The following is a 17,397-nucleotide window of genomic DNA, read 5'->3' on the forward strand; positions in this document are numbered from 1 at the left end:
CACGCCGTCGCATCCCGGCGCTGGGAAAATGAGCTTTTTAAGCGGTTGGATGCGGCAGGTTATGTGGTCTCGAGTTGCAACGCGCCGGCGGCGGCGCCAACCGCTCGGGGGCTGGACACTGTCTTGGCGATCGAGAGCCGGCGTTTCGGTCCCTCGCTGGCGGGCCGGTCCGAGCCGCTGCCGCCCATCGATCGCGGCCCTCCGGACCTCGTCATAGATCTCACTGCCAGCGCAACGGGGCAAGGCGCGCCAGTCCTGAGGCTCGAATTTTGCGGCCGCAACAGCTTTCCAGCCGGCGTTGCCGCAATGTTGGCGAGCGGACAATTGCCTGAACTTGGCGCTCGCCTCGATGGCGTTGTCGTGGCCCAGGCTAGACCGATGCTGGCAGACAGGCTCTGGCTATCTCGAAGCTGCAACGACCTGCTCGCCGGCGCCATGTCGCTGATCATGCAAACCGTCGCCCGCTTCTTTGCGGGCAAGCTTGTGCCGGTAAGCGACAACCCGGTGCCGATCCTGAAGAACGACAGTTTTGTTCGACACTATGTGCCCCTTTTCGGCAGGGCTTTGATCGATCGCGCCGTGCAAAAAATCAGGCGGGGACGACGCCCCTTCTATTGGCAGGTTGCCTATCGGGTGATCGACGGACCAGGCATCGCCGAAACCGGGCAACTCGACGGCAACCGTTCACAGTCCTGCCGGACGATGGCCAACGCTTCTATGCCGACCCGTTCGTCTTCGAGACCGACCGCCGCCATCATCTGTTTGTCGAGGAATTCCCCTACGCGACGAGTCGCGGCGTGATTTCCGTCGCCGAGCTCGGTGACGATGGCACTTTCGGTGTTCCAAGGGTTGTATTGGAGGAAGCGCACCACCTGTCGTATCCGCAGGTGTTCGCACACGATGGCGAGATTTTCATGATCCCCGAAAGTGGTTCGGCTCGCGAACTTGTGCTCTATCGCGCCGCGCAGTTTCCCGACCGCTGGGTCCGCGACACGGTGCTGATGACGGACAGGGATTTCAACGACGCGACGCTGCTCGAATCCGACGGTCGCTTCTGGCTGGTTGGAACGGAGCGGTTCGGCTACGGCAGCGCGTCGGACACGATGGCGGTCTATTGCGCGCCCTCGCTGCGCGGGCCATGGGTCGCCCATCCGCTCAATCCCATTGCCGTCGATCATTCGGCCACCCGGCCGGGCGGCGCCTTTATCCGCCAGGACGATGCCCTGGTGCTGCCGGTGCAGAACGGATCGAGGGCCTATGGCGGTGGTCTGGGGCTGATGCAGCTTGAGCGACTCGACGCGTCAGACGTCCGCTTCGCCTCGCCCCGGCCGATCGGCGCGGGTCCAGCATGGGCACGCACGGGCATTCATACGCTTAACCGCGCCGGCAATGTCGAGGTCGTGGACAGCGCGGGCTGACTGAAGCGCTGAAAGCCGTGAGCGTCCCGTTGCGTGACCTGCTTATTTGTTCTCCGTGGCAATATGAGGAAGCGGTGTGTTTCTCGTCTTCCTTCTGCCGTTCAGGGTCTGAAGAATCGGCTTCTCGATCATCTCGTAAATCACCAGACTGACGAGGCAGGCTGCCACGATGCTGACCACCGACACCAACCATACCGTTGTCGGATGCTCGTATCCGACGGTGCGTCTGGCCAGGTACGCCACAGCGCCGATCACGAAGATATGCGACAGATAAAGCGCGTAGGAAGCGTCGCCCAACTGCTCGAGAAGGCTCCAGTGCTTGAGTTTCGGCTCCAGAATGAGGCTGAGATGAAGCAGGCCCGCCGCCCACATTGCTTGTCCCGCGAAGCTGATCTGACCCAAGAGCGGCGTACCGTCATCGACGAATGAAAGCACCACGCCTGCAGCGGTCATTACGCCGAATATCCAGGCATGGCGTATGTCGGAAGTGAAATCACCGTCCAAATAGCGCCGCCCTATCCACATGCCGATTACGAATGCCACCGGAGAAGGGTTGAGATAGAACTGGATAACAGGGTTGGTGGGAGCCAGCCACAGCCCGGATATCCACATCGCAATGAAAAAGACCGTCAGCACAAATACGCGCGAGGTCACGGACAGGAATGCGAACACCGCAAAAGCGATATAGAAAAATACCTCGTAATTGAGCGTCCAGCCGAGTGAGAGGATTGGACTGGCGCTATCCCGTCCAGGCGCTTCGTGAACAATGAAGAGGAGCGACTGAAGATAGTGGGGCCATGTAAAGACGGTCTTCTGGAAGAGACTTGGCGCGAGCGCCGCCAGAACCGCGGCGAGGCTGGTGAAAAGCCAGTAAAGGGGGATGATCCGGATTGCTCGGCGTTTCAGGAAGGTGGCAGCGGAAAACGGACCATCTCCCGTAATATGGACCATTATGAAACCGCTGATGACAAAGAACAGAACGACGCCCAGGCGGCCCGCCGTCACAATAATCAGATTGTCCACGCCAATCTGATAGGAAAAGGCGTGTGCGAACAGAACCAGCAAGGCGGCGCAGGCGCGAAGATACTGAATCGAATAGAATTTCTTCACCTTGATCTCCTGCGCTTTGCCGGCGCCTGATGCCATTGTGCCGTCCACAGGCAGCGCGTCGGGCGCCGTGCAAAGCATCGCCATCAATACGACCGGCCAATTAAGTGTGGGTTACCGAGTTCACGAAATAGCGTAAATCCGGCTGCCGATGCATGTCGCGCAAGTGCATTGCGTGCATTCGTTCCCACGCGGCGCACTTTGGTGAGATTTCAATGAGCGGTGTCCGGCTTTTCGGCAAAGCTGACATGTGGCGGCCCATGCCCGGCATCGCCACTGTTAAGATCGGGTTATCCATATTCCTTTACGTTCGTGCAGGAAAATGTACCCGGGGGCGCGTTCGTCCCCTGCCATCTCAATCGCAAGCCGCAACGCTGGTCGGATAATCGTGAGTGTCACCCCCACAGAGCAACAGTTCGTGACCGCGCAGGCCAGCCGCCAAGACGCCCTCACACTCCTGTTCTTTCTCCTCGCGGCCTTCGCTTTCCTGCTCCGCTCGACCATCTCTCCGCAGTTGATGAATATGGTGATGTCCTATTCGACGGAGGGGGGTCGTTTCCCGAAAAGCTGCATATCGGGACCTATGCCATCTTTCTGCTGCTTGTCGTCATCGCCACGACCCGGCCAATTCGGCTCGAAGGCGATGAAGTCAGGCTGTTCAAGGCGACATTGTTATATTCGCTGCTGCTGTTGTGGCTGGTGCCTTATCTCTTCGTGATAGGCCGTGCCGGCTCGGCCGGCTTCATAATCGATTCCTATCTGGTCTCTTGTGCCGCGGCGATGATCATGCTTGCCTTGGGTGACCATGTGCGCAGGGCGCTTGGCAATGTCATCGTCGGCATGATCGTCCTCAGCGCCATCATCGGAACGATCGAGGCCGTCACCCAGCATCGATTCCTGCCCTATCCCCTCGTTGAGCTGGACTTTCGGCCGATCGGACTGTCGGCCCATCCGCTGGCGCTGGGCGCGCTTTGCACCACCGCCATAGGTTTCGTTGCATTGACGCGGTGGCGTATCTGGGTGTGCGCGCTTTGCATCTTCATTCTCTTCATCGGCACGGCCGCTTCGGGCGCGCGCACCGCCCTGCTGCTCGCTTGCGGCGAGATCCTGTTCCTGCTCGTGTTCCTGCCTTGGCCGGACTTGTCACCCAGACATCAACGCCAGGCCAAACTCCTGGTGCTGATGCTGACGCTGGCCGGTGGCGCCATACTGATTGCGATACTCTTTTCGGCGGGGCTGCTGAACCGCTTCAGCAACACGCTCTTTGATCAAAATTACGACGCGCGCGTCAAGATCTACGATGTATTCAAGTTCGTTGAATGGAGGGACATCCTGCTTGGCATGAATCCCAACGAGTTGTTGAAGATCGTCAACGAAAAGCTCAACCTCCCCTTCATCGAAAGCACGCCGGTCGTTCTTACGCTTTTGTTCGGCCTGCCGATCGCCCTGCTCTTCGCGTTTGCTTTCTTCCGGTTCCTTTTCAAGCTCCTGCGCAATACGCCTCGGGCCGCCCATATCGCAGCGGCCGCGTCCATCCTCGCGGCATTGTCAAACAATGCCCTTTCTTCGAAGGCGCCGGATATCATGCTGCTCGTCATCTTGTTGCTCGCTTATCGAAAGCCGGATGGGCGCCAAACCGGCACGCCCCTTCAAGGCCAACCAGCATCAACAGCGACATGACGCCAAGCCCGCTCCTTGCGGGTGCCCTCGCGACGACCTCTTGTATTTCCATTTGAAACGCCTGCACGCTTTGCCAGGCTACGACGGGCGTGGCAGAATACCGACCAAGGGTGGATAGATCGCTGTTCCGGAACGCGCCTGACACGCCTGGAAAATGAAATGTTAACGATGTTTCCGTAAAGCAGGCTGTGCGTATTGAATATTAAAGGGTTAGCATGATGTCCGCCGCTTCCGGTCCTCCTCCAGCCGCGGCCGCCGCCGGCATTAACCCCTATGAACGGATCGAAAATGCGCGGCGCGCCAGCAGGCCAAAGCCGCAACAAACCGCGCCGATCATGGCACATGCGGCGGCACCCGCTGTAACGTCGGCCCCTGTAACGTCGGCCCCTGTGTCGCCTGCACCCGTGGCGCCGCCTGTAGCCGAGCCCGTCACGACGGTGACGCTCAACAAGATCGGAACCTTTCTCGAACTCGATTTCGGGCGTCTGTTTGTCTGGCTGCGCGCCGGCCTCGCTCTGGTATGCCTGCTGGCAATAGCCGGCGGGATCATCGGCGGTGCCTACGCTCTGCTGAGCAAGCAGCGCTACACCGTGACCACGGACATCCTCATCAATCCCGCCAATCTTCAGGTTGTTCCGAACGATCTTTACCCGCAATCGGCCCAGGTCGATGGACAGCTGCTCAGCGCGCGCAGCAAAGAGCGCATCTTGACCTCGGGCAGCGTGCTTTCACGTGTTGTAGACGATCTTGACCTGGCCAGTGACCCGGAGTTCTTCGACGCGGACCGTAGCCGCACAGGGACGGACGGCGCCAAACCCGATCCAAAGCTTACCGCCCTGAAGAACCTGGCGGAACGGGTTGGCAGCATCGCGGATGAAAAGTCGTTTGTCACGACCTTGATGGTATCGGCGGAAACCCCCGCCAAGGCGATCCTGATTTCGCAGGATATCGTCAAGACTTTCCAGGAAGAGCTGGCCAGCGCCGAGGCTTCCGGCGCCAGCCGTGCCGCGGCGGCGCTGGACGGGCGGCTGGGCCAGCTCAAGAGCGATGTGCAGGCGGCCGAAGAGAAGGTCGAAGCCTATAGGCGCAGCCACAATCTGGCCACCAGCAATGGGCAGCTTGTTTCCTCGCAAACCATGACCCAGCTCAACGGCCAGATCGTGGAGACGCAATCGCGCGTCATCGCCGCGCAGGCAAGTTACGACGCCCTGCTTGCCGCCGGCGCAAACGGCACCAATTCCGGTCCCGCCACGTCGGAGGCGCTTGTGGCGCTGCGCGCAACGGCCAACGGCCTGCGCCAGCAGATCGATTCGCAGTCGATGACCTTTGGCCCCCGTCATCCGTCGATCGTCAGGCTGAAGACGGAGTACAACACGGTCAGCGCGCAACTCAGCGCCGAATACGCGCGCACCCTGCGCCTGGCGAAGGTCAATCTCGATGCCGCCAAAACCTCGTCGGCCTCCCTCAATGCCAAGATGAATGACTTGAAGGGCAACGTGTTCTCGGATAGCGATTCCGAGGTCGCCTTGCGTGAGCTTGAACGTGACGCCGCGTCGAAGACGGCTATCTATGAGAGCTTCCTGTCGCGGGCACGCCAGATAACCGAGCGCGAACAGATCGACAGCACCAATGTGCAGGTGATTTCCACCGCAGTGCCGCCAAAGGGCCGTTCATGGCCCCCGCGCACCGTCGTGATGATCGGCCTGGGGGCCATTGGCGGCATGATCCTCGGCATGTTGCTCGCCATTACCCTGGGTATCGTGCGCGACATGCGGCTTCCGCCGAACCGCCCGGATGTCATTGCCAGCCGCGCCTGAAATGGCGAAGCGGATTGTCTTTCACATTGCCAGCCTCAGGGGCGGCGGCGCCGAGCGTGTGTTCGTCCTGATAGCGAACGAGCTGGCATCGCGCGGCCACAACGTCACGCTTTTTACCTGGAACGCGCAGGGGCCCAATGCCGCCCTGCTTTCGCCTGCCGTGCATCTGGTCGATTTCGGCCTCCCCATTCGCGGCGAGGGTTATGGCAAGTGGGCGACATTGAAAGGCATCGTGCGAAGCGCGGGCCTGCTTGGCCGCCTTTCTCCCGACGCGATCTACAGCGCCCCGGAATTCGCCAATCTGGTCGTGGCGCTGGCGCTTTCCCTCGCGCGAAGCAGGGCGCGGTTCTTCCCGAGTTTCCACGCCGCCGCCTCACTGCCTTCCGGCAGCCTTGGCGCGAAAATGGCGGTCTGGCTTTCGGCCCTGGTTGCGGCCCGCGCCACCAGGGCCATCGCGGTTTCTGAGGGTGTCGGCGGCGATCTTGTGGCCCGAGGCTTCCCGAAATCCAAGGTCGTGGTCATCAACAACCCGCTGCCGCCGGCTGCGGCATCCCAGCAACGCGCCTACGCCTGGCAGGCAGAGCTCGCGGCGATGGGCGACGGCCCCATCATCATCACCGCCGGACGCCTGGTGCCCGTTAAGGATCATTGGACGTTGCTGCGGGCCTTCGCTGTGCTGCGCGCCGGGCGCCGGGCCCGGCTTGTCATCTTCGGCGAGGGTCCGCTGGCCGACGAGTTGCGCGCCTATGCCGAAGAATCCGGTATCGGCGCAGACGTTCTGTTTGCGGGCTATGTCAATGATCCGGCGGCCTGCTACGCCGTAGCTGACTTGTTCGTCCTATCATCGACCAGCGAGGGCTTCGGCAATGTTCTGGTCGAGGCCATGGCAGCGGGGATTCCGGTGGTCTCCACGGACGCGCCGCACGGCCCGCGCGAAATACTTGATGACGGCCGCTTCGGCGCCCTGGTGCCGGTCGGCGATGCCGCGGCCCTGGCAGTGGCGATGGCCGGAATGCTCGACCAGCCGACAACCGCCGCGATCCTGAAAAGCAGGGCGGCGGATTTCGAAATTGAAAAGATCGGAGACCGGTACGAGGCGTTGCTCTGAATTAGCGCATGGATCGGCTTGCGGCGGCACAGGAATCCGCCATTGATGGGACAGGACGCCGCCAACATAGGCCGGTTACTCCCAATCCAATCATGATCTTTAACATCAATTTACCCGGAGTTGGTAACAACAGGGAACCCGCGTTTTATCCTCAGGATAGGGATTTTCCTTGCCGCAGCATCACAGCCTTCCTGCCGGCCGTGCAAACGATCGCAATTGGCCGCGATTGCACCGCTTCATGCGGGTTGAGCTGGAACTCGCGCCTGACGTCCTGGTGCCGCGAGCCGAAACGGAACTGCTTGGCCGGACGGCCGCGGCCATTCTTGGCGAACAGGCGCACGAAACGATCCTGATCGACATGTGCTGCGGCAGCGGCAATCTTGCCGTGGGCATCGTCAGCGAATGTCCTCGGGCTCGGGCATGGGCGGCGGACCTGACCGACAGCACGGTTTCGCTTGCCCGCCGCAATGTTGTGCGCCTCGCCCTGCAGGACAGGATCAAGGTCCGGCAAGGCGACCTATTTGCCGCGATCGAGGGTGACGGCCTCCACGGCGCTGCCGACATGGTTTTGTGCAACCCGCCCTATATTTCGTCGTCCCGTCTCGATAGCGAAAGCGCGCATCTGTTGGAGAACGAACCTCGGGAAGCTTTCGACGGCGGCCCTTACGGTATTTCGATCCTCCAAAGGCTGGTCCGGGATGCCGCAGCTTTCCTCAAGCCAGGCGGATGGCTGCTGTTTGAGTTCGGCGAAGGTCAAGATCGGCAGATAGCAACCCTTTTATCGAGAACGAAATCCTACGAAACCCCAACCTTTGCCGTGACGGCCGACGGCCAGCCCCGTGTCGCCATGGCGCGCAAACATGGTGGCCGGGTTCCCGGAACCGGGAGCCCGGCGTGAGCGTCGTCCGCGCCCTCGATCAGGCCGACCTTGCGGCCGTCGCGGGCATGTTTCAACGCATGCTGCGCAAGAAGCGGGGGCCAGCGCCGGCCTCCCTCGTCGATTACATGAGGCGGTTTTATCTGGACGCACCCGACTGGGGCAGCGGGCTCCGTTCGCTTGTCCATGTCAATGACGCCGGCCAGGTTTCCGGGTTCGTCGGCGTTCATGCGCTGCCGATGAAATTCAACGGCCGGCAGCTCTACGCTGCCATCTGCAGTTCGCTGATGGTCGAGGATCACGAGACCGATCCGATGGCCGGTGCCCGCCTGTTGAAGGCCTTCCTCGATGGTCCGCAGGACATCTCCTTCAGCGAAACCGCCAATGATACGTCCGTGAAACTGTGGACGCGGCTTCGCGGCGTTGTGCTGCCGCAATACAGCCTTGACTGGGTTCGCGTGATGCGGCCGGCGACCTTCATGCTCAGCCTTTTTGCCAATCACATGAAGCTTGCCTGGATGTTCAACCCGCTCGCCCGGATCGTCGACCGGCTCTACCTTCGCAAAATGAAGGGCAGTCAACGACGCTGGACCGGCGTCGTCGCCAACGCATCGAGCCGGGGGGCATTTCGGACCTCCGAGATCGACAGCGGCAGCTTTGCGGGGCTGCTGGAGCCGCTTTGCGCCCAATTTCCGCTACGTCCGCAGTGGGCGGAAGGTCAGCTCAACCATATTCTGGGCGATGCGGCGCAAAAGCCGGATTTCGGAGAGCTTGTCTACGTGTCGGTGGCATCGCCGAACGGCGCCAATGTCGGCGCTTTCGCCTATTACGCGCGACCGGACGGGATCGGCCGCGTGCTGCAGGTCCTCGCTCTTCCCGGCCAGGCCGGGCCGGTGATCGATTGCCTGGTCGAGCATGCCGCCCGGCGCGGTGTCTCCGGCTTGCGCGGCCGCGTCCAGCCCGCGCTTCTGGACGCCATGCTTGTAAGACGCATAGCCTTCATACCGGTCGCCTCGACCGTCGTGCATTCACGCGATCCCGAGCTTCTCGATGCCATGAAGAACGCGCAGGTCTTTCTGAACGGGCTTGCGGGCGAGCAGTGGAGCCAGTTGATCGGCGGCCGCTTCACCTGAAGCGTTCCGCCTACAGCAATTCCAGGAAAGGGTGCGCGGCTTTCCGTCCGGAATTGCGTAAAGACAAGAGCTTAGTATTTCTTTCATGCATGTCGTATCGCAAGACCGGATCACTTTTGCTCGATATGCATAGGTCAGGAGCCGACTTCGTCCACGCCGTCAACGAGCTGCGGGCGCAGGTGCAGATAGCGCGTTGCCTTTCGCTTGGCGGCGATGTCGGCCCAGACGCGTTCGATCTGTGAGGCGGTCAATCCCGCCGCTTGCCCTACCACCTCGGCGGACACGCCGTTGTTGAGGCCGTAGAGACACAGATCCATCCGATCGTAAGGCAGGGAGAAGTAGAATTCTTCCTGCGTCTGCGCCAGCGAGTAGGTGTCGGTGGTCGGCGGCCGGTTGCGGACCTCTTCCGGAATGCCGAGATAGGCGGCTAGCGCATAGACCTGCGTCTTGTAGAGATGCGCGATCGGCTTGACGTCGGCGGCGCCGTCGCCGTTCTTGACGAAGAACCCTGGTCGTATTCCAGCCGGTTCGGTGTGCCGAGCACGGCGAAGTTCAGCCGGTCGGCATGATAATATTCGAGCTGCTTGCGGGTGCGCTGCTTCATGTTGGTGGCGGCAACGATGCCGAGATAGACCGCCACCGGCATCCGCAGTTTCGTCTGCTTGCCTTGCGGGTCCTGCACCACCAGCGACGAGATGTTGTAGCCCTCGCCTTCGAGCACGTTCGCGATCACGATCTTCGAGGCCCAGCCCTCGCCATAGTCCGGGACCAATTCGCGGATGAAGGCGTCGCGGCGTTCATAGCAGCCCATTGCCCGCAGGGTCGGCCCGATATCCTCCACAACGGCCTCGACGCCGAAAGTGTCGGCGACCAGATGGCCGAGCCGCAGGCTTTCGGGGTCGGAATCGCTTTCCGGCATGAGGACGCACAGCACATTCTGGTGGCCGACGGCCCGCGCGGCCAATGCAGCCGAAACGCTGGAATCTATACCGCCCGAAAGACCGAGCACGAGGCCGCGTTTGCGAATGCCGCGCAACTGCTCGCGCAGGGCCGCCACGATCCTGTCCGTTTCGGCGGCGGGATCGATGGCGAGGGCTTGCGTGAAGGCCGGCGCATCCTGGGTTGAGCCGATGTTCATTGCTCGGCCTCCATCATCTCAGCCGCGAGCCGGCGGCTGACCTTGCCCGACTCCGTCTTCGGTAATTCGCTGCGGAACTCTATGATTTTGGGGACCATGAAATCCTCCAGGTGCCGCGCGCAGTGACGAATGATGTCCTTTCCGCCAAGCGCCGGATCGGACCGCACGACGAGCGCGCCAATCGCATGCCCCAGCACCGGATCCGGCACGCCGACGACCACCGCTTCCGCGATACCTGGATGGGCGTGGAGCACTGCCTCCACTTCCTTGGGGGCGACCTTCTCGCCACGCGTCTTGATGATATCGTCCTTACGCCCGACAAAATAGAGAAAGCCGTCCTCGTCGGTCTGGAACAGGTCGCCCGTATAGAGCACCTTTTCCCAAGGGTTAGGCCCCGGCCGGAGCGCTCGTTCCGTCGCGGCCTGGTTGCGCCAATAGCCCTGCATGACGTGCGGACCGCGGATAACGAGCTCACCTGCCACGCCCGCCGGCACGCGTTGTCCAAGGTTGTCGACGACAAAGGCTTCCGTGTTGGGGATGGCTATGCCGACCGACCCTGGCCGGCGGTCAAGTTCCTCGGGTGGCAAATAGGTGCAGCGCTTGCATTCGGTCAGCCCATACATCGAATAGATCCGGACGCCGGGCAGCAGCGAGCGCAGGCGTTCTATGTGGGCTGGCGGCAAGGCGGCCGCGGTGTTGGAAATATAGCGGAGGCTGGGCAGGAAACCCGGCGCCAGATCACGCATCTGCAGGATCATCGCCGCCATGGTAGGCACCAGCGGAAGGCCGGTGACGCCCTCTTTGCGGATGCGTTCGAAGATCTCGTGCGGGAAGGCGAAGGACTTCTCGAGCACCAGCGTGGCCCCGAGCCTGACTGCCATCAGCAACTGATAGAGGCCATAGTCGAAGGCAAGCGGGAGGACGTTCAGGATGATGTCGTCCGGCGCGTTGCGCAGATAGGTGGCGATCGACCCCGCGGCAGCGTCGCAATTGCGATGCGTCATCATCACACCCTTGGGCCGGCCGGTCGAACCTGACGTGTAGATCAGCATCGCAAGGTCGACGTCGATGCCGCGATGGTTCACCTCCGCGCCATCGAACGTCAGGCAGTCAGTCAGGGACGCGGCCCCTGCCGGGCATTGCCCATCGGCCCCAGGGGTGGAAGCCACGAAGATGCCGGTCTTGCCTTGCGATGCGCAGGCTTCGGTGACCACGGGCACCAGCTTCGCCTGCGTCAGGACCGCCCTGGCGTCGCAATCGGCGATGACGTAACCGAGCTTGTCGGCCTTTGTGGAGGGGTTGATCGGACTGAAGGTCGCACCTGCCTTGAGTGCGGCAAAGATCGATACGGCGGCCTCCCAGCAATTGTCCATGAAGATCAGAACGCGGTCGTCGCGCCTGATCCCATTCATGAAGAGAGCGGTGGCCAGCCGGCTCGAAAGGTCGTCGAGTTCTTCGTAGCTCAGCCTTTTGCCCCTGGTGACCAATGCCGTCTTGGCCGGGTGGGCAGCAGCCTTCGCCACCAGAAAATGCTCGATCCGCACGGGACGTTCCTCGCCGTTGGCGCTTACGCTGCCAGCGTTTGTGCTCTCGCCTCGATGAAGGACGAGATGCGGTCAAGCGAGTCCAGGTTGGTCGGAACGATGTCGGCATCCACCATCGCGATGCCGAAATTGTCCTCGATGAAGGCCACCAGCTCAAGCACCGCAGTCGAGTCGATAATGTCGTTCTCGATCAGCGAGGCTGAATCCGACAGTTTGTAGGAGGTGTCGCCGAACAGGAAGTTGTCGACGATAAAGCTTCTGACCCTGTCCTTGATTGCCGTCATCGTGTCTTTCCTTTTCCTCGCCGTCTCAGGCCGCTCTTGCCGCGCCGACCGCTTGGCCGGCGAAATTCTTCTGCCACAGCTGCGTCGACAGAATGCCGACGAAGGCGGCGTTGTCGCGAAATCCGGTCGCGGTCTCCATGCGGCATTTCTCGTGGAGCTTGGCCACCGCCTTGGCGTTGAACAGGCCGCCGGCGGTAATGCTCGCCTCGCCCAGGCAGTCACGAACATAGTCTAGTTCCTCCGCCCCGACGAAGGAGCGGGCCTCCGGGGCGCGGTAAGGTTGCTTGGTGCGTTTACCGATCGCCGCCGGAAGGTGGTGCCTGGCCACCTTGCGCAATATGTGCTTCTCCATCAAGCCTTTCAGTTTCATCTCCGGCGGAAGTCTTGCCGCGAACTCTACCACGCGATGATCCAGGAAAGGAAACCGCCCTTCGATGCCGTGCGCCATGGCCATCCGATCGCCTTGGCTGGAGAGGATGTAGCCGGGCAGGAGGAAGCGGGTTTCGAGATATTGCGCCTGATGCAGCGGATGCCATAGGGAAAACGCCTCGGGTAGGCGGCTGGTCAGCTCTTCAGCTGCGTCATAACCCTTCAACGTCGCGCGCAGGTCGCCGGAAAAGAAGATTTTCGCCGCCGCCGTGGTCTTGAAGCGTGGCCGATGCGAGAACAGCGGATCGTCGAGGGCAGCGTTGCTGGTGCCGAAGAAGGCAGCCAGATACTCCACCGATTGCTGTTGCAGGCCCGGCAGATACGGGTAAAGCCGGCGGAACAGCTGCGGCCTCATGCGCGATGTGGGCTGCCGCCCGCAGAACCGGCGGACACGCGCCTCCTTGAAGACGTCGTAACCGGCGAAGACCTCGTCGGCGCCTTCACCCGTCAGCACCACCTTCAGGCCGGCCTGGCGAACCAGGGCGGACAATTTGTAGAGTGGCGCTGGCGCCGTGCGGATAATCGGCCGCTCGGCAAAGCGGATGACCTCAGGAAAGACGCTGGCGATATCGCGGGCGCCGCATTCTATGGCGTGGTGGCGCGTGCCGAGCGCCGAGGCCATTTCGGTCTGAAAGGCGCTTTCGTCATGCTCGGCGCTGTCGAAGGTTACGGAAAATGTCTCCAGTCTCCGAGGAGTCATGCCGGCGGCAAGCGCCGAAACGAGCGACGAATCGAGCCCTCCGGAAAGATAGGAACCGACCGGCACGTCGGCCCGCATGCGAAGCCTCACCGCATCGGTCAGAAGGGCTTGCAATTCCTCTGCCGCGTGGTCCTCGTTCGTGATCTTCGACGGCTCATCACGATGCGGATAGTCCAGGTGCCAGTACCGTCTGACCGTGACCTGCCCCTGCGTCGCGATCATCACACTTGCCGGTTCCAACTCGTGGATATTGCGGAACGCCGTGCGCGGAGCGATCGGCGCCCACAGCGTAAAGATCTGATCCAGCGCAATCGGATCAATTTCAGCGGAGACGCCCGGGACCTTCAACAGGGCTTTGATCTCCGAGGCAAAGTAAAGCACCCCGTCCTTACTTGTGTAGAAGAGCGGCCGGACACCCATCCGGTCTCGTGCAAGCACCATTCGTCGCTGCCGATTGTCCCATATCGCCAAGGCGAAATCACCGTTCAGGAGAGACAAGCAGTGTTCGCCCATCTCCTCATAGAGCTGAAGGATGACCTCTGTGTCGCTCGACGTCCGAAAGTGTCGGCCCTTGGCGATCAGCCCTTCGCGCAGTTCTATGTAGTTGAAAATCTCGCCGTTGAACGCAATCGTCAAATTGCCGGCCTCGTCGGACATCGGTTGCTGGCCATCGCCGATGCCGATCACCGACAGCCGCGCATGCCCGAGCCCGGCATCGGGTGCTACGAATTTCCCTTGCTCATCCGGCCCACGATGGGCAATTGCGGCTACCATGTGCGTGAGCAAGCCTTCCGCATCCCGGATTGACCCGAAATAACCCCCGAATCCACACATCCCTTGAACTCATATTGAACGCTAAGGTACGGAACATAACCTCGATAGTGGCATCTGAGGTTAATCCGATAATTTCACCGAGCATGTGGTTAACAAGAAGTTTGCCACGATGTGGTCTCCGTGGCTAGGACACGATGGCTCTCCATCACCTCGCGTTGCGTGTGTGGAAAACAATTTTGAGGCCGAGCCCTTCCAGGGCGTGCGGCCGTAATAGCCGGAACGATAGCCCAGGCGCTCCAACGTGGCGAACCGCCTGGATACAAACGGACCGCGCGCAACGTGCTGGCGATCTTAAGGCAAATTCAACCGCAGGCTGCCGGGCTGACTATTATTGCGGTAGGTTTTTCAACGGTTGCAATGGCTTAGCGTTTTCCGACACGCCCTAGGCGCGAACGGAGCAGAGCGTTTCCAAAAAAGTGTGACACGGTTTTCTCTGCAGAAGCGCGCGGCGCTTCTCAAGCAATTTGCCTCGAAATCAAGAGATGACGGGGGTTTCAACGTGTCTGTGGAACGGTTGATCGCTCTAGGCCTTTTGTCCGGGTTGGCATGGCCGGACACGGGCGGCTAAGGCTGGAAATGTGATTGCACGTCTTCGCTGCCGGGGGGCTGGCCGGAGGACGAGGAGGATGGCGCTGAATTTCGAATATATTGCCGGCCATCCGGCGCTGCACCGTCATGTCGAGGCGCAGTCGAAGGCGTTGCTGCATATCTATGAAACGAGCCCACGCCTGGCCGCCGTGTTCGCCACGCAACAGCGCTGGTTGCTGGCTCACACCGGCCTAGCCCTGCATTTCGCCCGCGACCCGCGCGATCCCCGCACGGAACTGACACTGGCCCGCTTCATCGATGCCGTGCTTCACTATTCCGTCGCTAGCCGCAACACGGCCGAAGCCTTCATCAAGGAGATGCTGTACTATCACATCATCGAATACCTGCCGCACACCGGTGACGGACGAGCCCATCCCTTTCAGGTGACGGCAGCGACGCTGAAGGAATTCGACGGCTGGGTGGTTGCGCATCTGCGCACGCTCGACGGTCTCGACGGCGGCAACCGCCTCGCCGCGTTTCTCGAGCAGCACGGCATGATTGCCAGGCTGCAGCCGATGGTGGCGGAAGGCCTGCTCTCCTCCAACCCTGTGCGTGAGCCCAAGCAGACGTTTTCGCTGTTCATCTGGCTCAACAATGGCGGCATCGTCATGGATTGGCTGATGTCCGGCATCGATCCCGACAATGCCGCCCTCGACCGGATCCCGACCAGCGTGGTTTCGATCGGCGAATTCGCCAGTTGGCTAAAACTCTCGCGCACCCATCTTGCGCGCAAATTGCGCGACGCCGAAAAGCTCGGCAGCGTCGGCTGGCTGGGCCGGCGCGGGCATTCCGTAATGTGGGTCTCGAACAGCTTCTACCAGGAATACATGACCGTGCAGGCCGCCAAACTTGCCGTCATCGATGCCGCGTTCGAAGCCTGCCGACCGGCGTCGCCGCACGCTGGCTGAACGTTCGGCGCAGACGCTGTTGCGCAGCCGATCGTGCCGACCGCGAGGACCCGTCCGGGCGCATGGCCGAGGTGGCCTTTCCGCCGTCGGGATACGGACATCTGGACAGCGGGGGCGAAGCCTGAAAGCGGAACGATCCGCGCGAGCGGCAGCGATCCGCCCGACGGGTTCGGGTGGATCAACTGGTCAAAAGCCGGGCGCAGCATCTCAATCGATGTCGAATGACACGCCCTGCGCCAGCGGCAGCGCCTTGGAATAGTTCACCGTGTTGGTGGCGCGGCGCATATAGGCCTTCCAGGCATCGGAGCCGCTCTCGCGCCCGCCGCCGGTTTCCTTCTCGCCGCCGAACGCGCCGCCGATCTCGGCGCCCGACGTGCCGATGTTGACGTTGGCGATGCCGCAATCCGAACCATCGACGCCGAGGAAGCGCTCGGATTCCTGCAGGTCGCGGGTGAAGATCGACGACGACAGTCCGGCGCCGACCGCATTGTGCTCGTCGAGCACGGCATCGAAATCGGAATATTTCATCACGTAGAGGATCGGCGCGAAGGTTTCTTCGGTGACGGGAGCCACCTGCTTCGGCATTTCGACCAGCGCCGGATGCACGTAATAGGCATCGGGATGGCCATTCTCGACCCGCGAACCGCCGGTCAGCTTGCCACCGTGAGCGGTGGCTTCCTTGAGCGCCTTCTGCATGGCGTCGAAGGCCGCCTTGTCGATCAGCGGCCCGACGAGCGAAGACGTCTCCAGCGGATTGCCGACCGAGACGCTCTCATAGGCCTTCTTCAGCCGCGGCAGCAGCGCGTCATAGACGCTGTCATGCACGAACAGGCGCCGCAGCGTCGTGCAGCGCTGGCCGGCGGTGCCCATGGCGCCAAAGGCGATGGCGCGCAGCGCCATGTCGAGATCGGCGGTCGGGCAGACGATGCCGGCATTGTTGCCGCCGAGTTCGAGCACGGCGCGGGCAAAGCGCTTGGCCAGACGCGGGCCGACATCCCGGCCCATGCGGGTCGAGCCGGTGGCCGAAACCAGCGCCACCTTCGGGTGGTCGACCAGGATCTCGCCGACGGAGCGGTCGCCAATCAGCACCGGTGCCAGGCCCTGCGGCGCATCCGCGCCGAAGCGCTTGACCGCGCCGGCAAAAATCGCCTCGCAGGCGAGCGCCGTCAGCGGCGTCTTTTCCGAGGGCTTCCACACCACGGCATCGCCGCAGACCAGCGCCAGCGCCGCGTTCCACGACCACACCGCGACCGGGAAGTTGAAGGCCGAAATGACGCCGACGACGCCGAGCGGATGCCAGGTCTCCATCATGCGATGTCCCGGACGCTCGGTGGCGATGGTCAGACCGTAGAGCTGGCGGGAAAGGCCGACGGCGAAATCGCAGATGTCGATCATTTCCTGGACTTCGCCGAGGCCTTCCGACGGGATCTTGCCGACCTCGATCGACACCAGCCGGCCAAGCTCGGTTTTGTGCGCGCGCAACTCCTCGCCGAGCAGCCGCACCAGTTCGCCGCGCCGGGGACCCGGCACCATCCGCCAGGCCTGGAACGCCGTGTGCGCGGCATCGATGGTCTTGGCCGCATCGGCCGGCGAAATCGTCTTCAGCGCCGCGATCTGTTCACCCGTCACCGGGCTGCGCACGACGAGGTCGCCGCCGGTCAGCGCGTCCTTGGCCACACCCAGTTTCGCCAGAAGTTCGGCCGTTTCCTTCGCTATCGTCATTTTTATCCCTTTCAGATCCGCTCGCCGTCATAGGGCGGCGGTCGAGCCTTGGCGCCATTATCGCCCGCATGCCGCAGGCGCTGTCATGGCGTGCCATTACTCGTTTCAGG

13 protein-coding genes and 1 pseudogene are annotated in these 17,397 nt (G+C 62.0%); 8 read left to right on the forward strand and 6 right to left on the reverse strand.

Annotated features, from left to right (window positions below):
* The first annotated feature begins 378 nt into the window (after positions 1–378).
* Both NLY44_RS15815 and NLY44_RS15820 read left to right on the forward strand, forming a co-directional pair.
* Positions 379–801 (forward strand): hypothetical protein, encoded by a 423-nt coding sequence (locus NLY44_RS15815; protein WP_286457624.1) that lies wholly within the window; start codon positions 379–381, stop codon positions 799–801.
* On the forward strand, positions 759–1,418 hold the full coding sequence (locus tag NLY44_RS15820; protein WP_502882058.1) for a glucosamine inositolphosphorylceramide transferase family protein: 660 nt from the start codon (positions 759–761) through the stop codon (positions 1,416–1,418). The genes NLY44_RS15815 and NLY44_RS15820 overlap by 43 nt, the downstream gene beginning before the upstream one ends.
* Before the next feature lie 42 nt (positions 1,419–1,460).
* On the opposite strand, the gene NLY44_RS15825 is transcribed toward NLY44_RS15820, so the two are convergent.
* Positions 1,461–2,564, reverse strand: a complete 1,104-nt coding sequence (locus NLY44_RS15825) for an acyltransferase family protein (RefSeq protein ID WP_196813817.1) — start codon at positions 2,562–2,564, stop codon at positions 1,461–1,463.
* Between the two features lie 183 nt (positions 2,565–2,747).
* Here NLY44_RS15825 and NLY44_RS15830 point away from each other — a divergent pair, with 183 nt between their 5' ends.
* The 5 genes from NLY44_RS15830 to NLY44_RS15850 all read left to right on the forward strand — a co-directional run bounded on the left by NLY44_RS15830 (position 2,748) and on the right by NLY44_RS15850 (position 9,140).
* On the forward strand, positions 2,748–4,205 hold the full coding sequence (locus tag NLY44_RS15830; protein WP_286457628.1) for a VpsF family polysaccharide biosynthesis protein: 1,458 nt from the start codon (positions 2,748–2,750) through the stop codon (positions 4,203–4,205).
* A 215-nt stretch (positions 4,206–4,420) separates the two neighbouring features.
* Positions 4,421–6,022 (forward strand): GumC family protein, encoded by a 1,602-nt coding sequence (locus NLY44_RS15835; RefSeq protein WP_286457630.1) that lies wholly within the window; start codon positions 4,421–4,423, stop codon positions 6,020–6,022.
* A 1-nt stretch (position 6,023) separates the two neighbouring features.
* On the forward strand, positions 6,024–7,130 hold the full coding sequence (locus NLY44_RS15840) for a glycosyltransferase (RefSeq protein ID WP_023691695.1): 1,107 nt from the start codon (positions 6,024–6,026) through the stop codon (positions 7,128–7,130).
* A 169-nt stretch (positions 7,131–7,299) separates the two neighbouring features.
* Positions 7,300–8,028, forward strand: a complete 729-nt coding sequence (locus tag NLY44_RS15845; RefSeq protein ID WP_023696869.1) for a N5-glutamine methyltransferase family protein — start codon at positions 7,300–7,302, stop codon at positions 8,026–8,028.
* Positions 8,025–9,140: a hypothetical protein gene (locus tag NLY44_RS15850; RefSeq protein ID WP_023696870.1), complete on the forward strand. Its 1,116-nt coding sequence runs from the start codon at positions 8,025–8,027 to the stop codon at positions 9,138–9,140. The genes NLY44_RS15845 and NLY44_RS15850 overlap by 4 nt, the downstream gene beginning before the upstream one ends.
* 134 nt (positions 9,141–9,274) lie before the next feature.
* Here NLY44_RS15850 and nadE read toward each other — a convergent pair.
* From nadE to asnB, 4 genes and pseudogenes are all read right to left on the reverse strand, one after another.
* Positions 9,275–10,278 (reverse strand): annotated as a pseudogene (gene nadE / locus NLY44_RS15855) (NAD(+) synthase).
* Entirely contained in the window at positions 10,275–11,822 is a 1,548-nt protein-coding gene (locus NLY44_RS15860; protein ID WP_023737700.1) for a class I adenylate-forming enzyme family protein, read from the reverse strand. Before NLY44_RS15860 ends, nadE begins: the two are co-directional and overlap by 4 nt.
* Before the next feature lie 23 nt (positions 11,823–11,845).
* On the reverse strand, positions 11,846–12,106 hold the full coding sequence (locus tag NLY44_RS15865) for an acyl carrier protein (RefSeq protein WP_023686311.1): 261 nt from the start codon (positions 12,104–12,106) through the stop codon (positions 11,846–11,848).
* Positions 12,107–12,131: 25 nt separating this feature from the next.
* Entirely contained in the window at positions 12,132–14,069 is a 1,938-nt protein-coding gene (asnB, locus tag NLY44_RS15870) for an asparagine synthase (glutamine-hydrolyzing) (RefSeq protein WP_023804765.1), read from the reverse strand.
* Positions 14,070–14,695: 626 nt separating this feature from the next.
* Between asnB and NLY44_RS15875 the strand changes: the two genes are divergently transcribed.
* Positions 14,696–15,565 carry a hypothetical protein gene (locus NLY44_RS15875; protein WP_023804764.1) on the forward strand — a complete coding sequence of 290 codons (870 nt, stop codon included), beginning with the start codon at positions 14,696–14,698 and terminating at the stop codon, positions 15,563–15,565.
* A gap of 207 nt (positions 15,566–15,772) precedes the next feature.
* Here NLY44_RS15875 and amaB read toward each other — a convergent pair whose 3' ends face one another.
* Positions 15,773–17,287 (reverse strand): L-piperidine-6-carboxylate dehydrogenase, encoded by a 1,515-nt coding sequence (gene amaB / locus NLY44_RS15880; RefSeq protein WP_023671784.1) that lies wholly within the window; start codon positions 17,285–17,287, stop codon positions 15,773–15,775.
* Positions 17,288–17,397: the final 110 nt, after the last annotated feature.

Origin of the sequence: Mesorhizobium sp. C089B, from assembly GCF_030323125.1 — a bacterium.
GTDB lineage: Bacteria > Pseudomonadota > Alphaproteobacteria > Rhizobiales > Rhizobiaceae > Mesorhizobium.